The sequence below is a fragment of the Achromobacter agilis genome (assembly GCF_900496965.1).
Lineage (GTDB): Bacteria > Pseudomonadota > Gammaproteobacteria > Burkholderiales > Burkholderiaceae_B > Achromobacter > Achromobacter agilis.
Genome location: NZ_UFQB01000010.1, coordinates 82,820 through 103,170, shown reverse-complemented (window position 1 = coordinate 103,170; position 20,351 = coordinate 82,820). Strand labels below are relative to the sequence as shown.

10 protein-coding genes and 1 pseudogene are annotated in these 20,351 nt (G+C 70.1%); 3 read left to right on the top strand and 8 right to left on the bottom strand.

The annotated features are described in order from the left end of the window. Positions 1-30: 30 nt before the first annotated feature. From treY to glgA, 8 genes are read right to left on the bottom strand one after another with little or no spacing between them, the layout of a single operon-like run. Complete coding sequence (treY, locus tag AGI3411_RS13990) at positions 31-2,700, bottom strand: malto-oligosyltrehalose synthase (RefSeq protein WP_129527965.1); 2,670 nt, start codon at positions 2,698-2,700, stop codon at positions 31-33. After that, a complete protein-coding gene (gene malQ, locus AGI3411_RS13985; RefSeq protein WP_129527964.1) occupies positions 2,697-4,820 on the bottom strand; it encodes a 4-alpha-glucanotransferase in 2,124 nt (707 codons plus the stop codon). The genes treY and malQ overlap by 4 nt, the downstream gene beginning before the upstream one ends. After that, positions 4,817-6,601 carry a malto-oligosyltrehalose trehalohydrolase gene (gene treZ / locus AGI3411_RS13980; RefSeq protein WP_129527963.1) on the bottom strand — a complete coding sequence of 595 codons (1,785 nt, stop codon included), beginning with the start codon at positions 6,599-6,601 and terminating at the stop codon, positions 4,817-4,819. The genes malQ and treZ overlap by 4 nt, the downstream gene beginning before the upstream one ends. Further along, complete coding sequence (gene glgX / locus AGI3411_RS13975; RefSeq protein ID WP_129527962.1) at positions 6,598-8,709, bottom strand: glycogen debranching protein GlgX; 2,112 nt, start codon at positions 8,707-8,709, stop codon at positions 6,598-6,600. Before glgX ends, treZ begins: the two co-directional genes overlap by 4 nt. 6 nt (positions 8,710-8,715) lie before the next feature. Continuing rightward, positions 8,716-10,914 (bottom strand): 1,4-alpha-glucan branching protein GlgB, encoded by a 2,199-nt coding sequence (glgB, locus tag AGI3411_RS13970; protein WP_129527961.1) that lies wholly within the window; start codon positions 10,912-10,914, stop codon positions 8,716-8,718. Beyond that, positions 10,911-14,264: a maltose alpha-D-glucosyltransferase gene (treS, locus tag AGI3411_RS13965; RefSeq protein WP_129527960.1), complete on the bottom strand. Its 3,354-nt coding sequence runs from the start codon at positions 14,262-14,264 to the stop codon at positions 10,911-10,913. The genes glgB and treS overlap by 4 nt, the downstream gene beginning before the upstream one ends. A gap of 16 nt (positions 14,265-14,280) precedes the next feature. Then, positions 14,281-17,487 (bottom strand): alpha-1,4-glucan--maltose-1-phosphate maltosyltransferase, encoded by a 3,207-nt coding sequence (locus AGI3411_RS13960; protein WP_129527959.1) that lies wholly within the window; start codon positions 17,485-17,487, stop codon positions 14,281-14,283. A gap of 18 nt (positions 17,488-17,505) precedes the next feature. Next, entirely contained in the window at positions 17,506-19,071 is a 1,566-nt protein-coding gene (gene glgA / locus AGI3411_RS13955; RefSeq protein ID WP_129527958.1) for a glycogen synthase GlgA, read from the bottom strand. 106 nt (positions 19,072-19,177) lie between these two features. Between glgA and AGI3411_RS30385 the strand changes: the two are divergent. From AGI3411_RS30385 to AGI3411_RS13940, 3 genes and pseudogenes are all read left to right on the top strand, one after another. Then, positions 19,178-19,472: pseudogene (locus AGI3411_RS30385) on the top strand (hypothetical protein); the annotation flags it as partial. Between the two features lie 135 nt (positions 19,473-19,607). Continuing rightward, the gene (locus tag AGI3411_RS13945) at positions 19,608-19,895 is read left to right on the top strand and encodes a hypothetical protein (protein ID WP_244240358.1); all 288 of its coding nucleotides are present in this window, start codon (positions 19,608-19,610) and stop codon (positions 19,893-19,895) included. Further along, complete coding sequence (locus AGI3411_RS13940) at positions 19,882-20,220, top strand: ElaB/YgaM/YqjD family protein (RefSeq protein WP_129527957.1); 339 nt, start codon at positions 19,882-19,884, stop codon at positions 20,218-20,220. Before AGI3411_RS13945 ends, AGI3411_RS13940 begins: the two co-directional genes overlap by 14 nt. The last annotated feature ends 131 nt before the right edge of the window (positions 20,221-20,351 follow it).

Genomic DNA, 20,351 nt, shown 5'->3' with positions numbered 1-20,351 from the left:
TGCAGGAACGAGGGCTGGCGGCCGGGTTCGTCAATCGCGGACCGACAGGCACAGCGCCACCGGCATGTCGCGCAATATCTCCGCCAGGGGCAGGCTGCCATCCGGCCGCAGGCGCAGCCGCCGCCCGTCCGTCGCGTCGTGCCAGGCGCCGCTGGCCAGGGGCGAGGGCAGCCGCAGGGCCGTATCGGCCCATTGGGCGCGGGCCTCGCCGGCGCGGCCGCTTGCATAACCTGCCAACCCGCGCGCCCACAGGTGGGGCGCGACGATCAGGGCGCTCTGGCCCGCGTGCCGGCGCAACCAGGCGAGCACATGTCCGGCCTGCGAACCCAGGGCCGGCACGGCCTTGCAATCACCCTGCGCGAACAGCGCGGGCAGACGCGAGCGGGCCGCCAGCAGCCGCTGGATCAGCGCCTGCTTTACCGCCCCGGAGCGCCAGGCGCGGTCCGACAGGTCGATGGCCCCGGCAGCGCGCGTCTGACGCAGCAGCGCCTCGCGCAGCCGGTAATCGACGGGACGGCGGTTGTCCGGATCGACCAGGCTGAAATCCCAGAGTTCCGTGCCTTGATAGAGATCCGGAATGCCGGGCAGCGTGTTGCGCAGCAGGGTCTGCGTGAGGCTGTTGATCATGCCCGCCGGCGCCAGCGCCGACGCGAAGGCGGCGATCTCGCCCAGCAGTCCGCGGCCGGCCGGATCGGACAGCAGGAAACCGAGCAGGCCTTCGGCGGCGGCCTCGTAAGCGGGATCGGGATCGGTCCAGTTCGTGTGCAGCTTGGCTTCCCGGAGGGCTTTCAGCTGCCATTGCGAGACGCGCGCGAGCCATTGCGCGAGCCTGTCGCCGGGCGGCGCGGCGCGGCCCGCGCCCCAGTCGGCCGGCCATGCGCCGGCCAGCGTCTGCACGAGCAGATAGCGGTCCGCTAGCGTGGGCGCGTCGCCGGCAGGCAGCGCCAGGATCCAGCGCAGGGCGGTATCCCGCCATAGCTCCGGCATTTCGCTCAGGACCGCCAGCCGGGCCCGGACGTCTTCGCCGCGTTTATGGTCGTGCGTGGCCGTGGCCAGCATGGCGCGCGGATGCGTACGGGCGCGCGCGTCGGTTTTTTCCCGGAAGGCGTCGGCGGTCAGCGCGAAGCCATCGGGCGACGCGCCTACCTCATTGCGGGACAGCAGCGGCCCATAGCGGTACAGCAGCGTGTCTTCCAGCGATTTGGCGGCCAGCGGCGGCGTCAGTTGCTGGAACCGGTGCAACGCCTGCGAGCGCGCTTCGCGGGCCTGCGCCTGCTGTCCGGGCTGGTCCACGCCATCCAGCCATCGATCCAGTTGTTCGAGCAGCGCGGCGTCCGCAGTGCCGGGCCGGGCATCGAGCAGGACCATCGCGCGTTGCAAAGCCTTGCGGCATACATCGTGGTCGGCTTCGCCCCGGCCGCCGTCTTCGGCATAGGTCCGGTAGGCGGGGAAAGCGGTCAGCATGGCGGACAGCGCCCGGTCGATGGCGGCCGCGCTCCAGTCCCGGGTGCGTTCGTCCAGCTGCGCGACCTGCTCCAGGCTGCGCACCAAGGCCAGCCGGTCGGCGGGAAAGTGCCGCGACAGCATCAGGCGGCGGGCGGCTTCCAGCTGTTCTCGAGGCGTGCGCATATCGCCGGTCAAGGCCTGCCAGAACCCGCGCAGCGGGGCCTCGGCCGCAGGCGCGTGCAGCAGCGCGCCGATCTGGTCCATGAAGTCATAGCCGGTCGTGCCGTCGATCCGCCAGCGCGGGTCGGGCTTTTCGCCGGCTGCCAGGATCTTCTCCGCCACCACATAGGCGCAAGGCTGCGCGCAGGCGGCCGGCCGGGCGGCGCCCGCCTGCGCCAGGCGCTGGTTGAGGCGCCGCAGGTAGGCGCCGGGCGCAGCCAGCCCGTCGATGTGGTCGATCCGGAAACCATCCAGTATGCCTTGCGCGTATAGCCGCAGGACCAGGGCATGGACGTCGTCGAATACCGCTTCGTCTTCCACCCGCACCCCTACGAGTTCGCTGATCTCGAAGAAGCGGCGCCAATTGATCTGGTCGGGCGCGGTACGCCACCACGCCAGCCGGTAGTGCTGCCGCTCGAGCAGGCCGTGCAGGCGTTCGCGGCCGCCTTCCGTGTAGGGGTCATGGAGCCGCAGCAGCGCCTGGCCGCCGTACCCGCGGGGAATCGATGACGGGGCAATGGGATAGCGCGCGCCGGACACCTCCAGCTCGAACGCAGCGCTTTCAAGATCCTGGCGCAGGCGGATATCGCCGCGCGCCAGCGCATCGCCGTATGGATCCGGCAGGACCGGCAGCAGCACCTTGCCTCGCAACGCCGGGTCGGGCGCGGACCAGTCGATGTCGAAGTAGCGGGCATAGGAGCTGGCCTGGCCCAGGGCCAGCACGTCGCGCCACCACGCATTCGCCGGATGCGCGGCCATGTGGTTGGGGACGATGTCGGCGATGAGCCCCAGGCCGCGCCGCCGCGCCGCCCGTGCAAGGCGCTCCAGGGCGGGCTCGCCGCCCAGTTCCGGATTGACGGCGCCGTGGTCGATCACGTCATAGCCGTGGGTGGAGCCGGCGCGGGCGCGGGTAATAGGCGATAGATAGAGATGGCTGATGCCCAGATCCGCGTAGTAATCCACGCGGGCGCGCGCTTCGTCCAGCGTGAAGCCGGCATGCAATTGCAGCCGGGCGGTGGCGCGCGGTGCGTTCATGGCCGGCCCCGGCCGCCCCGTATCGCGTCCAGCCGCGCGCACGAGGCCGGCTCGGCGAAACAGGCCTGATTGTCCAGGGGCAGGCGCTGGCGCCAGTTCGGATGGGCGTCGATCGTGCCGGGCAGGTTCGGCTGCTCGATCGCGCCGGCCAGGTCTTCCATGGGGACGAGCAGGAGCGGGCAGGGGGTGGCGGACACAAAGCGAAGTAGGTCCGCCAGCGGCGGTTCCGAGGCGGGTGCGCGGGCGTCGCCGCCAAGGGCTTGCGACAGCAGGATGCGATCGGCCGCGCGGTCGCGGCGCAGCGCCGCTTCGCTGTCATCCGGACCCAGCAGCCCGAGTTTGGCTCGCCAATCGATGTCGCGGCCCGCCCACCAGCCGCGCAGGGTGGGTAGATCGTGGGTGCTCGTCATCGCGGCGGAATCGGCCGGCCAGGCGTCCGGAGCGGCGAAGTCGGCGGGCCCTTCGGGTAAGGCAGCCGCGGCCTCGCCGGACGCGGGGCCGCGCGCCTGCCGCATGAACCACAGCACGTTCATGCCCAGGATGCCGTGGTCCGCGAGCGCCTGGTTGAACCCTTCAGGCACGGTGCCCAGGTTTTCGCCGATGACGAGCGCGCGGTGGCGCCATGCCTCCAGCGCGGTCAACGCGAGCAGCGCCTCCATCGGATAGCGCAGGTAGGCGCCGCCGGAGGGCGGCGCGCCGTCCGGCACCAGCCACAGCCGCGCCATGCCGAGGATGTGGTCGATGCGCAAGCCGCCGGCCTGCGCCAGCGCCGCGCGCAGCATGTCGATGAAGGCGGCGTATCCGCCGGCGGCGAGCGCGCGCGGCGAAAAGGCGGTCAGACTCCAGTTCTGCCCCAGCGGATTATGGATGTCCGGCGGCGCGCCGATGGCGACGCGCGGCATCAGGTCGGCCTGGCGGCTCCATGCGTGGCTGCCGTCGGGGCTGTCGCCGACGGCGAGATCGGCGATCAGACCAATCCGCATCCCGGCCTCGCGGCCGGCCGCGTGCGCGGCGGCAAGGCTTTCCGCGGCGAGCCATTGCGCGAATTGATGGAAGTCCACCTCGTAGGCATGCTGCCGGGCGAAACGCCGCACGCTGGCCGATTCCGGGTTCCGCCATTGCACCGGCCACTGCGTCCAGGGCGACGCATCCCCGCCGCGCACGGCATGCAGGGCTTCGAACACCGCATGGTCCCGCAAGGCCGGGCCCTGTTCGGCGCAGAACCGCGCGTAGCGTTCGCGCAGGTCGGCGGCCGCCACGGTCCGGAACTGGCGATGCAGCGCGCGCAGCAGGCGTTGGCGGTGCGTGCCCGCGCGAGGCCAGTCTATCCAGCCGGCGCCGCCCGCACCGCCCGGCTCCTCGACCTGGGCCCGGCTCAGCGCCGCCGCGCCCAGGACGGCGGCCGGGTTCGCATAGAGCGTGTTCAGGAACAGCCGGCTGGACGGCGCGTAGGGGCTGCAACGGCCGGGCTGCGCAGCGTACATCGCGTGCACCGGGCTGATGGCCAGCGCATCCGCGCCCTGCGCGGCGGCGCACGCGGCCAGTTCGCTCAGCGCGCCGAAATCGCCGAATGCCTCGTCCGGCCCCAGGCGTCCGGGGCTGGCCGTTCGCCTCAGGCTGTAGACCTGCGCGCACAGTCCCCAGCAACGGGGCGCGGCCTGTCCCGTCAGGTCGGCGAGGCTCGGCGCCCGGCGCGGCGCGGCGGCCAGCACCGCGGTCTGGCCGGATGAAAAGGACAGCGCGTGATAGCCGGGTTCCTCGGGCATGGCCAGTATCGGTCGCGCGCCCGGCGCGCCGGGCTCGGCAACCCCTTCGATGACACGGCCGGACTCGCAACTGATCTGATACGCACCGTGCACGGAAGACGGCAGGGCCAGCGCCGCGCCGCCGCGGGCGGCGAGCAGCGGCGGAAGGCGCGAGGCGTCTTCCGCCATGCGCCGGATGCTCTCGCGTATGTCGCGCGCGTTGGCGGCGGGCAGGCCCAGGCCGGCCAGCAACGCCCGCAACGTATCGGGGCAGACGCGTTGCGGGCGCCGGCGCGCATCGGTCCAGCGTTCCGCGATGCCCGCCCTGGCCGCGAGCTGCGACAGGCCGGGATCTTGCAGGGCGGACGAGGTCATGCCGGCTCCTCCAGCAGCCATACCGTAGTGTCGCCGCAGAGTTCGCGCCGAGCCAGGGCATCGTGGCCGCCGGCCCGGGATTCGAACAACAGGGCGGCGCGGCTGCCCGCGCCGGCCAGCACGGACGGGGGCACAGGCTGGCGTTCCGGTCCCAGGTTGGCATAGACGGAAAGCCGCGCGCCGCCGGCCAGCTCCCAGCGCGCGAAGACGGCGCGTTCCCCGACGGCGGTGGCGCCCAGGCTGACGGCGCCGGCCAGCCTGGGCGCGATCAGGCGGGCGCGCAATCCCAGCAGAAGGGTGTAGTCACGCAGCCAGGCCTGGGCATCCTGGCCGGCGCGGGGCCGGCTCGCGTCGTAGGTGGCAGGGTCGTTGGGATCGCGCAGACGGGCGGCAGCGTCATCACCTGCAAACGACGCGAAGCGCGCGAACTCGCGCCGCCGGCCGTCGCGCACGGCCTGGGCCAAGGCGGGGTCGGCGTGGCTGGTGAAGTAGAGGAAGGGCGTGCGCGAGCCGTATTCCTCGCCCGTGAAGATCAGGGGAATCTGCGGCGCCAGCAATTGAAGCGCGACCGCGGCCCGGAGCCGGGCGGGTTCGTCCACCAGGGTGGCCAGACGCTCGCCCGAGGCGCGGTTTCCGGTCTGGTCGTGATTCTGCAGAAAGAGTACGAAGGCGGCGGGAGGCAACCCCGCGCTGGCTTCGCCGCGTGGGCGTCCGCCGCGATAGCGCGATACCTGTCCCTGATACAGCCAGCCCTCCGCGAGGCAGCGCGCCAACGCCTGCGCGGGCCGGTCGAGGTAGTCGGCGTAGTAGCCCTGCGTTTCGCCCGTCAGCAGATGGTGCAGCACATGGTGGGCATCATCGTTCCATTGCGCGTCGTAGTCGCCCCGAAGCAGACTGGCGCGATTGTCGTCGTTCTCCAGGACCAGGTGCACGCGGCGCGTGGCCGGCACGCGTTCGCGCACGTCGGCCGCCAGCTCGTGCAGCCATTCGGGCCCGGCGATTGCATGGACGGCGTCGAGCCGCAGGCCGTCGAAGCGGTACTCGGTCAGCCAGTACACCGCGTTGTCCTTGAAGAACTGGCTGACCGCGGCCTGGCGGAAGTCGATGGCATCGCCCCAGGGCGTGCCGATGTCCTGCCGGAAGAACGGCGCGGCATAGCGCGGCAGGTAGTTGCCGTCGGGGCCGAAATGGTTGTAGACCACGTCCAGCATCACGCCCATGCCCAGGCCGTGCGCGGCGTCGATCAGCCGTTTCAGGTCCTCGGGCGTGCCGTAGGCAGTGTCCGGCGCATAGGGCAGCACGCCGTCGTAACCCCAATTGCGCGCCCCGGGGAAATCGGCAATCGGCATGAGCTCGAGCAGGGTGATGCCCAGCGCCGCGAGTTCAGGCAGGCGGGCCTCCAGCCCCGCGAAGCCGCCTTCCAGGCCTGCGTGCGTTTCATAGAGCACGCTGTCTTCCCAGGGGCGGCCGGTCCAATCGGGATGGCGCCACGGGTAGGCGTCCGGCGCGACGACGATGCTGTCGCCGTGTACGTCGTCATCCTGCAGCCGCGAGGCGGGGTCGGGTACCGTGGTTTGTGCATCGAGCCGGTAGCGGTAGCGGGCGCCCGGAGGGCAATCGACGTCGGCCTGGGCGTAGCCGTCGGGTCCGGGGCGCAGCGGGATGGGCGGATGGCCGTCGACCTCCAGCGCCAGGCCGGCGAGCGCGGACGGGGCCCAAAGGCGAAATCGGGTGACGCCGCTTTCCAGAGGCACGGCGCCGGCGGACCAGGGCCGGGTCATGGCGCGTCTCCGGACAAGGGCCCGGCGGCCAGCAGCACTACGCTGTGCGCGGCGACCGTGACAGACGGTGCGGCCAGCGGGGCCGCGGGCGCCGAGGCGGCGGAATCCAGCTCGCGGATCCAGGCGGCCGCGGGCGCGGGCAACTGGAACGCCACCGGCTCGCGGCCCGGGTTCAGCATCAGCAGGGTTACATCGGCGCTGCCGTCCTCGCGCAGGGCGGCGCGGCGCAAGGTCAGCGCGCGTTCCTGTTCAGACGCCCAGGCGGCTTCGTCCAGCGGCGCGCCGTCCGCGTCGAACCACGCGATGACCGCGACACCGGGGCTGGGTTCGTGGCTTGCATCCCCGTAACGGGCCGCGCGCACGCTGGGATGGGCGCGGCGCAGCGCGGATAGCCGGGCCACGTAATGGCTCAATGCGCGGCCGGCGTCACGCTGGGCCTGCGTCCAGTCCAGCCATGACACCGGATTGTCCTGGCAGTAGGCGTTGTTGTTGCCTGCCTGGCTGTTGCCGAACTCGTCCCCCGCCAACAGCATGGGGGTGCCGTCCGACAGGAATACGCAGGCAAGCATGGCGCGCCGGACCCGCGCCCGCGTCTCCAAGATGACGGGGTCTTGCGTGGGGCCTTCCTCTCCCCAGTTGTGGCTGTAGTTCTCAGCATGCCCGTCGTTGCCGCCTTCGCCGTTGGCCTCGTTGTGGCTGCCGTCGTAGGCGGCGATGTCGGCCAGGGTGAAACCGTCATGCGACGCGATGTAGTTGACTGTCGCCCAGGGGCGCCGATGGCGGCGGTCGAACAGGTCCCGCGAGCCGCACAGGCGGGCGGCCATGTCGCCGCGCATGCCGTCGTCGCCGCGCCAGTAGCGGCGTACGGTGTCGCGGAATCTGTCGTTCCATTCCGCGAAGCCGGGCGGATGATTGCCCAGCTGGTAGCCGTCCGGGCCGACATCCCAGGGTTCGGAAATCAGCTTCAGCCGGGCCAGGGCGGGATCCTGCAGGAGGGCGTCGAAGAACCCCGATCCTGGGTCGTAGCCGGTGCCTTCGCGGCCCAGCGTCACGCCCAGGTCGAAGCGGAAGCCATCCACGCCGTAGGATGCCGCCCAATAGCGCAGGGAATCCGTGACCATCTGCAGCACGCGCGGATGGGAGAGGTTGACCGTGTTGCCGCAGCCCGTGTCGTTGATGTAGTGGCGTTCGTCGCCCGGCACGAGGCGGTAGTAGCTGGCGTTGTCCAGCCCGCGCCAGGACAGCGTCGGCCCCATTTCGTTGCCTTCGCAGGTGTGGTTGTAGACCACGTCGAGAAGGACCTCGATGCCGGCCCCGTGCAGCCGGCGGATCGCCTGGCGCAGTTCGTTCGGGTTGTGCTGCAGGTAGGCGGGCTCGGGCGCGAAGTACGACAGCGTGCTGTAGCCCCAATAATTGCGCAATCCGCGCTCCGTCAGGAAGCGGTCTTGCAGGAAGGCATGGACGGGCAGCAGTTCCAGCGTGGTCACCCCCAGGCGCTGGAGGTGCTCGATGAAGCGCGGATCGGCCAGCGCCGAGCAAGTACCCCGCAGCGGCGGCCGCAGGTCTTCCCGCTGCATGGATGCGCCCCGCACGTGCGCTTCATAGATAACGGTGTCGCCCCAAGGCGTGGCGGGCGGCCTGCTGTTGCCCCAGGTGAAAGGCGCTTCCTCAGGCACGATTGCCTTTGGCATGGCAGGCGCGCTGTCGCGCCGGTCGAAGCTCAGGTCGCCGCGGGCGTGGTTCATGCGATAGCCGAAGAGCGCGTCGCTCCAGCGCAGCGGACCCGCCAGTTGGCGGGCGTAGGGGTCCAGCAGCAGCTTGTGCGGGTTGAAGCGGTGGCCATTGCGGGGGTCGTACGGGCCGTGGGCGCGATACCCGTAGACCAATCCGGGGGAGGCGTCCGGCAGGTAGCCGTGCCAGATCTCGTCCGTGCATTCGGGCAGGTCGAAACGGCGCAGTTCCTTGCGGCCCTTGGTGTCGAACAGGCAGAGTTCGATCCGCGTGGCGTTGGCCGAGAACACGGCGAAATTCACGCCCAGCCCGTCACTGGCCGCGCCGAGGGGATACGGCTGGCCTCCCTGGATGCGCATCGATGGGTTCGGGTCCATGGGCAGTCAGCCTTCGTGCAAAAGAAAGAGGGTGGCCAGCGGCGGAAGGGTCAGGGACAAGGCCTGGGGCTGGCCGTGCGCGGGCAGGTCCTGCGTGCGGGCGCCGCCCTGGTTGCCATGGCCGCCGCCGCCGTAGTCCGCCGCGTCGGTGTTGAGTTTCTCGGCCCAGGAGCCGGGGCGGGGAACGCCGATGCGGTAGCCGTGGCGCACGACCGGCGTGAAGTTCGAAACGGCCAGCACGTGCGCATGCCCGTCGCTTCGCACGAATGCAACGACGCTATTGTCGCGGTCGTCGAGGACCGCCCAGGCGAATCCCGCGGGATCCGAGTCCCGCGCGTGCAGGGCCGGCAGGGCCTGATACAAGCCATTCAGATCGGCGACGAGCCGTTGCACGCCGCGATGCCCAGGGTGGTCGAGCAGATTCCAGTCCAGCGCGGCGTCATGGTTCCATTCGGCGGGCTGCGCCAGTTCCCCGCCCATGAAGAGCAGCTTCTTGCCGGGATGCGCCCACATGAAGGCCAGGTAGGCGCGCAGAGTGGCCAGTTGCGCGGGCTTGTCGCCGGGCATCTTGGATAGCAGCGCGCCTTTGCCATGAACGACCTCGTCGTGCGAGAGCGGCAGGATGAAGCGTTCGCTGTAAGCGTAGACCATGCCGAAGGTCATGTCGTGATGGTGATGCTTGCGATGCACCGGATCGTGCGCCAGATAGCGCAGCGTGTCGTGCATCCAGCCCATGTTCCACTTGTAATGGAAGCCGAGCCCGCCATCTGCTACGGGCGTGGTCACGCCCGGCCACGCGGTGGACTCCTCGGCCACCATGATGGCGTCGGGAAATTCGTCGCGCACGGCGCCGTTCAGTGCTTGCAGGAATTGCACGGCTTCCAGGTTCTCGCGCCCGCCGTAGCGGTTGGGGATCCATTGCCCCGGCTGGCGGCTGTAGTCGCGATACAACATGGAGGCCACGGCATCCACGCGCAGGCCGTCGATATGGAAGTGCCGCAGCCAGTGCAGGGCGCTGGCGATCATGAACGCCTTGACCTCGGTGCGGCCCAGGTTGTAGACCAGGGTATGCCAGTCCGGGTGATAGCCTTCGCGCGGATCCTCGTATTCATACAGCGCGGTCCCGTCGAAACGGGCCAGCCCGTGCGGATCGTCGGGAAAATGCGCGGGCACCCAGTCCAGGATGACGCCGATAGCGGCGTCGTGGCAGCGGTCGACGAAGCGCGCGAACGCGGCGGGCGGCCCATAGCGGGCGGTAGGCGCGAACATGCCCAAAGGCTGGTAGCCCCAGGAGCCGCCGAATGGGTGCTCCATGATGGGCATGAGTTCCACATGGCTGAATCCCATGGCGCGCGCGTAGGCGGGCAGCTTGTCGGCCAGCTGGTCCCAAAGGCAGGCGCCTGCGCCGGGCGCGGCCCAGGATCCGGCGTGCACTTCGTAGATCGAGAGCGGTGCGGCGGGCGAGTGGCGTTTGTGGCGTTCCTGCATCCATGCCTTGTCCTTCCAGGGGTATGGGGCGCATTGATCCACGACGGATGCCGTGGCCGGCGGCGCTTCGCTGCGGCGCGCCATGGGATCGGCCTTCAACTGCTGGCGGCCGGCGGCGTCGGTGACCGCGAACTTGTAGCGCTCGCCGGGCTGGACGCCGGGAATGAAGATCTCCCAGACACCGGCGCGGTGGCGCAGGCGCATGCCATGGCGACGGCCGTCCCAGCCATTGAAATCGCCCACCACCGCCACGCGCTTTGCATTCGGCGCCCACACGGTGCAGCGCAGGCCGGGCACGCCGTCCGCTTCGGCCAGCCGCGCGCCCAGCGCCTCGCCCGCGCAGCGCCAGGATCCGTCGGCGAGCCCGCTTAGCGTGTCCTCGTCCAGCAGGGGGCCGAAGGCATAAGGATCGGCGGTCAACTGCTCCGCGGCGGGCCAGCGGATGGCGAGCCGGTACGAGGCGCCATCCCCGGGGCGCGCGTGGGGCACCTGCCCGACAAACAAGCCTTGGGCCTGCTCGCGCAACGGCGCGCGCGTTCCATCGCGGTCCAGCGCCTCGACGCCGAGCGCGCCCGGCGCGTATACGCGCACCCCTTCCGGATGCGGTCCCAGAACCGCAAAGGGATCCCCATGCAGGCCAGCGGCCAGTGCCGTCAGGGTGGCCGCATCCAGAAAGCCGCGCGTATTGTCAGTATGGGTCCGGGCGTCCTGGCTCATGGCGATTTTCCTTCCGCGTCGATCGCGGCCGACAGCAGGAGATGGCGCGCCAGTTCGGTCAGGGCGCACAGGGGAATCGAGATCCAGCCGGGGCGGTGCGCCGCTTCGTAGCTCACTTCGTAGGCGGCCTTCTCCAATTGGGCCAGCGCCAAGAGCGAAGCCTCTTGGTCCTCGGGGGGAATCAGGGCCGAGGGGCGGGCGTCGCGGTAGCCTTGCAGAAAGGCCTCGGCCGCGCGCATCCGGAAGCGCGCCAGCAGCGCGTCGCGCAGCTCGGCGGCGGCCGGCGCGCCCGGCGCTTCGCTGGCGCCGGCGTTGGCATCCGTGGGCCCGCCGCCGATGGCATCGCTGCGCGCCATGGATGCGGCGGCGTAATCGAATGAGCGCAACATGCCCGCCACGTCCCGGTAGGGGGAGGCCAGCGCCCGGCGCGCGCGCAGTCCGCTTGCGGGCTCCCCCTCGAAATCGATGAAGTAAGCGTCTGCCTGCGCCACCAGCACCTGTCCCAGGTGGAAGTCGCCGTGCGTGCGCAGGCACAGCACGCCGGCCTCGGCCTGCGCCATGGCCGCGACGCGCGCCGCCAGCCGGGCGTGATGCTCGAAGTACCATTCCGCGCAAGCGCGCGAGGGCGCTTCCAGCTGATCGTAGTGCGTGCGCAGGTCCTGTTGCGCCCGGTCCAGCAGGCGCTGGACGTGCCGGGCGCGCGCCTCGGCGTCCGCCTGGCTCGCGCGGCGGGGCCGGAAGGCCGGATTGTCGGTGGGTTGCGCCAGCACGGCGTGCATCTCCGCCAGGCGCGCGCCGATGGTTGCCGCCATCACCGCGTAGCCTTGCAATCCCTGCTCGAATTCCTCCGGATCCTGCCCGACCAGCAGCGCGTTGGCCAGGGTGCGCTTCAGAGTGTCCAGCGTCCAGTTCCAGGCGTCGCCTTCATTGGCGACGTAGCGGTGAGCGATCGCCAGGGTATGGATCGCGCCGTCCGCGTCTTCGCGCTGCACTTCGCCCAGCAGCGGCGGCACGTTGGCGTACCCCGCGCGCGTGAGATAGCGGGTCATCTCCGCCTCGGGCGTAGCGCCGGCCCGCACCGCGCGGATCAGCTTCAGGATGAGCTGCCCGCCGACGATGACCGAACTGTTGGATTGCTCCGCCGTCAACCAGCGCAGCTCGGCATCGTCGGCAATGTCCAGGTCCGCCAGGCCTTGTTCAGGCAGGAAGCGGATATTGCCGGGCTTGTCGCCGGGCTTGCCGGCGCCGCGGCCGTCCAGTTCCGTGCCGGCCTGCAGCGCCTTGAGAACGCCGCGGACGAAGCCGGGTTGCAGGAAGGCGTCGGCCAGCACGCCGACCTCGGCGCCGCGCCGGACCCGGGCGATGGCGTACTGGACGGGCGCGCTTTCGTCCCAGGCCAGCACGAAGGGCGCCTGAGCCCGCATGCCGGTGACGCCGTCCTGGGGTTCGACTTCGGCCCAGTAGTATTCACCCTCAGCCACGGCGAACGGCGTGGCGTATGCCAGGCGCGCGCGGGTGGGCGGCTCGCTTGCCGGGTACCAGCGCTGGCGCGCCAGGTACTGCGGCAGGATGTCGCGCTCCAGCATTTCGCGCGAAGCATCGGTCAGCGCGGCGCCGCCGCGGGTCCGCAGCACCAGCGTGATCAGTTCGGGCATCTGGGCCGGCGCGGTGGCGTGCCAATCGGGCGGGGCGGCATTCGCGCTCAGGTCCATCCAGTAGAACGCGTAGGGCGGCAGGGTCAGCAGATAGGGCAGTTCGCCGATCGCCGGAAACGGCGTGCCGCCCAGCATCTCGACGGGCACGCGTCCGGCGAACTCCTGCAGGGGCAGCTCTACCGGCTGCGCCGCGCTGGAAAGATTCGCCACGCAAAGAATGGTCGTGTCCTGCCAGGTGCGCAGGTAGGCCAGGATCTTGCGGTTGCCGGCGAAGATGAAGCGCAGCGCGCCCCGACCGAAGGCGTGGCTCTGGCGCCGCTGGGCCAGCAGGCGGCGGGTCCAGTTCAACAGCGAATGCGGGTCGCGCTGCTGCGCCTCGACGTTGACGGCCTCGTAGCCGTACAGAGGGCCCATCAGCACCGGCAGCGGCAGCCGCTCGGGATCCGCGCGCGAGAACCCGCCGTTGCGGTCCGGGGACCACTGCATCGGCGTGCGCACGCCGTCGCGGTCGCCAAGATGCACGTTGTCGCCCATGCCCAGTTCATCGCCGTAGTACAGCACGGGCGTGCCGGGCATCGATAGCAGCAAGCTGTTCATCAGTTCGACGCGGCGGCGGTCGCGCTCCAGCAACGGCGCCAGCCGCCGGCGGATGCCCAGGTTGATGCGGGCGCGCGGATCGGCCGCATACACGTTCCACAGGTAGTCGCGTTCGCGGCTGGTCACCATCTCCAGCGTCAGTTCGTCGTGGTTGCGCAGGAAGATCGCCCATTGGCACGACGCGGGAATGTCCGGCGTTTGCCGGATGATGTCGGTGATGGGAAAGCGGTCTTCCTGCGCGATCGCCATGTACATGCGCGGCATCAGGGGGAAATGGAACGACATATGGCATTCGTCGCCCGCGCCGAAGTACTCCTGGGCGTCTTCAGGCCATTGATTGGCTTCGGCCAGCAGCAGGCACTGCGGATACTCCGCATCGATCACCGCCCGTATCTGCTTGAGCACTTCGTGTGTTTCGGGCAGGTTCTCGTTGTTGGTGCCTTCCCGTTCCACCAGGTAGGGCACGGCGTCCAGGCGCAGCCCGTCCACGCCCATGTCCAGCCAGTACCGCATGACGGACAGCACTTCCTTCAGCACCTGCGGGTTGTCGTAGTTCAGGTCAGGCTGGTGGGAATAGAAGCGGTGCCAGAAGTAGGCGTTCGCGACAGGGTCCCAGGTCCAGTTGGACTTCTCGGTATCGCAGAAGATGATGCGGGTGTCTGCGTAGGCCTTGTCGTTGTCGGACCAGACATAGAAGTTGCGCGCCGCCGACCCAGGCTTGGCCGCGCGGGCGCGCTGGAACCACGGATGCTGGTCGGACGTATGGTTCACCACCAGTTCGGTAATGACGCGCAGGCCGCGCGCATGCGCCGCCCGGATCAGCTTGCGCACGTCGGCCACGGTGCCGTAGTCGGGGTGCACGCCCCGGTAGTCGGCGATGTCGTAGCCGTCGTCGCGGCGCGGCGAAGGGTAAAAGGGCAGCAGCCAGATCGTGTTGACGCCCAGGTTGGCGATGTAGTCCAGCCTGGAGACCAGGCCGGGCAGGTCGCCGACGCCATCGTCGTTGGAATCGAAGAAGGACTTGACGTGCAGCTGGTAGATAACCGCATCCTTGTACCAGAGGCCGTCGTCCTGAAGGGGCTGGGTTTCACTGATCATGGCAAAGCGTGGCGTGTCATCCGCGCAGCGACAGGCGCCACACGCGATAGGGTTGATCGGGATGCAGCGTCATGGCGCGGGCCTTGCCCTGCCAGGTCTCTAGGCCGGCCTCCAGCAGGTCTTCGGCCACGAGCTCGCCCTCGTCCGGCTGGCCGAAGAGCCGGTGGGGCAGGCCGACGCGCGCCGCCTGGGGCTGGAACGGGTCCAGGCTGATGACGGCCAGCACGGCATTGCCGTGGCCCGGCGTGCTTTTGCAGAACGCCAGCACGCGGTCATTGCCGCTGTCCACGACCGTCAGGCCGCGGTGGTCTTGCAGGGCGGGATTGGCGCGCCGGATCTGGTTCAGGCGGGCAATCTCTGCGCGGATGTTGCCCGGCGCGTGCCAGTCGCGCTGCCGCAGTTCGTACTTCTCGGCGTCCAGGTATTCCTCCTTGCCCGGCAGCGGCGCTGCCTCGCACAGTTCGAAGCCGCTGTAGACGCCCCACAGCCCCGATCCCAGCGCAGCGAGGGCGGCGCGGATCAGGAAGCCCGGCCGCCCGGAGGTCTGCAGAAAGTAGGGATTGATGTCGGGCGTGTTGACGAAGAAGTGCGGGCGGAAGAAGTCCGCGACGGGAGGCGACGACAGCTCCTGCAAGTAGGCGGCGAGCTCGGCCTTGTCGTTGCGCCAGGTAAAGTAGGTATACGACTGGCTGAAGCCGATCTTGGCAAGCCGGTACATCATCTTCGGCCGCGTGAAGGCTTCGGACAGGAATATCACGTCCGGATGCTCGGCATGGACGTCCGCGATCATCCATTGCCAGAAGGGCAGCGGCTTGGTGTGGGGGTTGTCGACCCGGAAGATGCGCACGCCGTGCCGCGCCCAGAAGAGCACGAGGTCGCGCAGCGCGCGCCACAGGGCAAGCTTGCGCGCGCGCCGGGGCGGCGCTCCATAGAATGCGACGTTGACGATGTCTTCGTATTTCTTGGGCGGATTCTCGGCATAGCGCAGCGACCCGTCCGGCCGCCACGAGAACCAGTCCGGATGCTGCGACAGCCAGGGATGGTCCGGCGCGCACTGGATCGCGAAATCCAGCGCCACTTCCATGCCGTGGTCGCGGGCGGCGTCCACCAGCCTGAGGAAATCCTCCAGCGAGCCCAGCCGCGGTTCGATCGCCTCGTGGCCGCCTTCCGCGGCGCCGATGGCATAGGGGCTGCCGACGTCATCCGGCTCGGCGCGCAGGCTGTTGTTGCGCCCCTTGCGGTTGCGCTGGCCGATCGGGTGGATAGGCGGCAGGTACAGCACGTCGAAGCCCATCTCGCGCACGTCCGGCAGGCGCGTGATGACGTCATCGAACGTGCCATGCCGGCCGGGCTCCGGCGACTGGGAGCGGGGGAACAGCTCGTACCAGCTGGCAAAGCGCGCCTGGCAGCGGTCGACCCAGAGCGGAAAAGGGGCGGGGCTGACGGTTTCAAACGGCCGGTCGTCCAGCATGCGCATCGAACGCGCGAGCCTCTCGTCCAGCAGGACGGCGACCCGTTCGGCGGCTGGCGGTTCGGGCGGCGCCGGGTCCGGCGCGCCCAGCCGCTCCAGCGCGTCGTGAACCGGCATTGCGCCCTCCGGCGGCGCGGCGCCCGCCCGCGCCAGCGACTCGCGCAGCAGGTCCTGGCCCTCCTGCAATTCCAGGCGCACGTCCAGGCCGGCCCGATGCTTCAGTTCGAGGTCGTGCCGGAACGTCTGCCACGCGTCCAGCCACGCGCTGATGACGAATTCGTGGGCGCCGATGCGGCGCGGCCGGAAGGCGGCTTCCCAGCGATCGTTCTCGCCGCGCGCGAGCGGCGCAACGTGCCAGCGCATTTCGTCGGCCGCGCGCCAACGCAATTCGGCCGCCAGCTGTTCATGGCCGTCCGTGTAGATGTCGGCGCTGACCAACACACGTTCATGCGGGATGCACTTGACCGCGAAAGCGCCGCCGTCCACGGCGGGGCTGACCTGCTCGACCGCGATGCGCGGGTTCGCGTTTCCGTCCGCGCGGGCCCGATGGCGCCGGGACGGTTCACGCACCGGCTGCGTGGGTTCCAGCAGGAACAAGGCGCAATCGGCTGGCGCCAGGACATTGCCCGGCGCCGTGGCGCCCGCCGGCGGGGCGAGCGGGACGATGTCGGCGGCAGGCAGCATCGGGGCCAGCGCGTCCCAATCCAGCTCTGCGTCCGCGTTGGCGGAGGGATTGACGGCCAAGGCCGCGGTGGCGCCTTCGGCGGTGCCGCGCAGCAAGACGGTGCAGCGGCCGTCCCGTCCGCCGGCCATGCGCAACGGCCCCTGCGGGCGCGCGTCGGCGAACCAGCGGTTGGCGGCCTCGACATCGGGCAGCACGCGCTCGTCCTCGTCTTCCAGCATGAGGCCGTCGGCGCATACCGTAGCGGTCCAGATGGCGCGCTTGCCCAGTTCGGCGGGGCTGGCGGTGCCGGATCGAGGCGGAGTCGCAATGACGGGCGCCACAGCCCTTAGCCGGGCATCCTCTTCGGCAAGCCATTCGGCCTTGAAGTTCCACCAGGGCAGGGACGAGAACAGGCCGTCGAAGCGGGCGCCGCGCAGGCCGTCCACCGCGGCCGGCGTGAGGCCGGCCGCCCAGGCAAGCAGCTGCAAGCCGGGATGGTGCCGCCGCAATCTCGTTGCCAGCGCCGCCCAATCGTCGCCCGGCAGGCATTGCGGGGTATGGAAGGCGAAGCCCGTCACGCCGTGGCTGGCCCAGCGCTCCAGGCGCCCGGTCCAGGCGGCCAGGAATCCGGACGGCGGCCCTTCGCGCAGATAGCGCAGGTGGCGCGCCTCGGCCGGCAGCCGCGGGTCGAGGGCGGGGTCGCCGGGCGGCGTCTGATACCAGTCCGGGCCGGCGGTTGCGGCCACCGCATCGCGCGCGCACCGGTCCAGCAGGATATCTACATACAGCGCCAGCCCCTGCTCGGCCAACTGCGCGGCAACGCGGCTGAACCATTGCGTGATGGGCGCCGTGGCGCCGTCGAGCAGCGCGCTGTCGGCATCCCGCGGCGCGCGCGTGCCGCTTTCCGGCGCCAGCAGCCAGGGCGCGGGCAGCAGCAGGGCGTTGAAGCCGCGTTGCCGCAGGCGGGCGTAGAGGGCGGCGCCCAACGGTTCGGCAGCGCCGGAGGACGACACGCCCTGCGCGCCGCCGCGGGCGTGGTACAGGCGCAACGGCGCCTGGAGGGGGACGGCGGCAGTCGTGGTCGGCACCGGTCGGGTCCTCTTTATTTATACAGGCGCGGGCAAGGCGGTGTCCGGCCGCCGCGGGATGCCGAGAGCGGCGGCGCCGATGGCACGGCCGGCGCGCGCCCGCGCCACGTCCCGGGTACCGGCAACGGCCAGCGAGCGATACAGGCGGGCGTACAGGCCGATGGCCGACCGCCAGCCGAAATCGGCGCGCATCGCATTGCCCTGCATGGTCCGCCACAGCATGGCGTGTTCGCGCAGCAGCATGGCGCGCGCAATGGCCCCGCCCATGGCGTCGGAACTGTCGCCGTCGAACAGCAGGCCATTGGCGGACGCCATGGCGGAGAGCGGCGCGGCCGGCCCCGGGTCTTCTATTGTGTCGGCCATGCCCCCGACGCGCGACCCGATGGGCAGCGCGCCATAACGCATGGCGTACAGCGGGGTCAGGCCGAAGGGTTCGAAGCGGCTGGCGTGCAGCAGGATGTCGGCGCCGGCATGCAGGCGGTGGGCCGCCGGTTCGTCATAGCCGATGTGGGCGGCACAACGCCCGGGATAGCGCTGCGCCAGCGCTTGCAGGTCGTGCTCCAGCCGGTGGTCGCCCTGTCCGAGAATCGCGACCTGCAGGTCGGGATACCGTTCCAGCGCCTCGGGCAGCGTCTGCACGGCCACGTCGGCCATTTTCTGTTCGGTCAGGCGGCTGCCCATGGCCATCAGCGTCGTGCCGCGCTCCACGCGCAAGCCGAACTCGCGCTGCAGGACGGCCTTGCAGCGCGACTTGTTGGACAGGTCCCGGAACGAAAAGCGCAGCGTGCCCAGGTGCGGATCCCTGGCCGGGTTCCACAACATGGTGTCGATGCCGTTGGGGATGGGCAGCAGATCCTGCGCGCGCCGCCGCAACAGATCCTCCAGGCCGCAGCCGAAGGCCGGCGTCATGATCTCGCGGGCATAGGTATGGCTGACCGTCGTCACGCGGTCCGCGCAGCGGATGCCGGCCTTCAGGAAGTTCAACTGCCCTCCGGCCGCCGCGCAGTCATCGCCGCGGTAGCGTTCCGGGATGCCCAGGGTTGCCGCGACCGCCATCGGAAACCGGCCCTGGAACGCCAGATTATGGATGGTCATGATGCTCCGGGTGTCGCGCAGGCCATGGGCGCGCAGCAAGAGCGGGACAAGCCCCGCATGCCAATCGTGCGCATGCAGCAGGTCCGGGCGGAGGATGCCGGGAAGCCCCCCCGCCACGCGCACGGCCGCGTGGGCCAGCGCCGCATACCGCAGGGCGCTGTCGGCATATTCGCGGCCCTGCTCGTCGAGGTAGATGCCGGGCCTGTCGTAAAGCGCGTCGTTCTCCAGCAGCAGGAAATCCAGGCCGGATTGCGGGCATCGGCCCGCGAGCAACCGCGCATCGCCGCCGGGAAGGTTATGCAAGGACGCAACGACGCGCACCCGGCCGAGGCGCGCACGCACGCCTCGGTAGGCCGGCAGCATCACGGTGAGCGGCATGCCGGCCTGCGCAAGCGCCCGGGCCATTCCGGTGATGGCGTCTCCGAGGCCGCCCGTCTTGGCCAGGGGAAATGCCTCGCCCGCCACTATCAGGGTTCTAGTCTTCGCCATGCCTGCTCCCGGTTGGTTGCGAAGCGCCGGGAAAAAAGCGGCGCATCCGCTGAAGCCATTCCAGGCGCAAGTGCCGTGCCCAACCGCCGCGCTGTTTTGTTCCTTTTTGTATCGGCCTCATGCGGGAGCGGGCACGCGGCTTGCTGGGCTGTCGCAATGGGGCGTCGGAAGGGTCTTCGGTTGTCCCGGCGGGGGGATCAACGGCCTGACCGGCGCCTTCGGCCGGACGGATCCATCTGCTGAACGGCCTGTACGACGCCAAGCCGGACCATCAGCCCGCGTGTTGGCGCTGGTTGGCCAGCAGGCCAGCCAGCGTCATTTTTCCAAACGATGTGCAGGATTTGCCGGCGGTGGAAACCCCGCCCCGCGAACATGGAACCGTCCGCACCGGTATCGGCCTGTTGGGGACGCAGCCCAGGGCAGGGCAGATCCACCGACGGCGCCTCGCGGCGCGCTACGATCAAACAATGGCGGGCGGGCTGACAGCGCCCGCCGATGCCATTTCCATGGTTTGCGTACTGTTTCAGGAGCCCATCATGGCAGAGCCTACCTCGCCTGCATCGCCCGGACCCCGGCCGGGCGGCCGTCCCGCTCCGGACCAGAGTCCGGCCGAGCATCCAGCGCCCGATCCCGAGGGCAGAAAGACGGACAAACACGGCCACTGGCCGCCCGACAGCCTGCCCAATCCCATGCCCGGCCTGGACCCGCAACAGACTCCCGGCATCGACCGGCTGGCGGGCACACCGCTTGCGGATGCCGTGCGCATCCGCGCCGGACAGAACGGAAAGCGGATTTTTTCAAGGAGATCCTATGAGCAAGCATGAAAGATTGCGCGACATGTTCCATCCGGCGGACAGTTCCGCGCGCACGATCCGGGACCTGATCTCCGGGACCGAGGCGCTTTTGCGCAGCACGGCCAGCTATGGTGGGTCGGAGATCGAATCCGCCCGCGACCGGCTCCAGCAGCAGCTGGAAGCCGCGCGCGAGCAGGCGAAAGGGTGGGAGCGCGTTGCCTGGGACCGCGCCAAGGACGCCTCCCACGCCGCCGACGACTACGTGCACGAGAACGCCTGGAAGAGCGTGGCCGGTGCAGTGCTGATCGGTGCGCTGGCCGGCGCCTGCCTGATGTCGGACCATAGGCGCCGCTGACGCATCTCATCCTTTTTGCCCATTGATGATCCGGGAAGGATCCGGGACGATGCTCAGGTTATGCCGGGCGCAAGGCTACGCAAGGGCGGGGCCGGAGGGGCCGGCCCCATCTCTCATTTCGGGAGCTCAGG

Coding starts and splice junctions, on each gene's coding strand:
- treY (WP_129527965.1), bottom strand. CDS start 2,700: ATGAACGCACCGCGCGCCACCGCCCGGCTGCAATTGCATGCCGGCTTC.
- AGI3411_RS13940 (WP_129527957.1), top strand. CDS start 19,882: ATGAGCAAGCATGAAAGATTGCGCGACATGTTCCATCCGGCGGACAGT.
- treZ (WP_129527963.1), bottom strand. CDS start 6,601: ATGACCCGGCCCTGGTCCGCCGGCGCCGTGCCTCTGGAAAGCGGCGTC.
- treS (WP_129527960.1), bottom strand. CDS start 14,264: ATGATCAGTGAAACCCAGCCCCTTCAGGACGACGGCCTCTGGTACAAG.
- AGI3411_RS13945 (WP_244240358.1), top strand. CDS start 19,608: ATGGCAGAGCCTACCTCGCCTGCATCGCCCGGACCCCGGCCGGGCGGC.
- malQ (WP_129527964.1), bottom strand. CDS start 4,820: ATGACCTCGTCCGCCCTGCAAGATCCCGGCCTGTCGCAGCTCGCGGCC.
- glgX (WP_129527962.1), bottom strand. CDS start 8,709: ATGGACCCGAACCCATCGATGCGCATCCAGGGAGGCCAGCCGTATCCC.
- glgB (WP_129527961.1), bottom strand. CDS start 10,914: ATGAGCCAGGACGCCCGGACCCATACTGACAATACGCGCGGCTTTCTG.
- glgA (WP_129527958.1), bottom strand. CDS start 19,071: ATGGCGAAGACTAGAACCCTGATAGTGGCGGGCGAGGCATTTCCCCTG.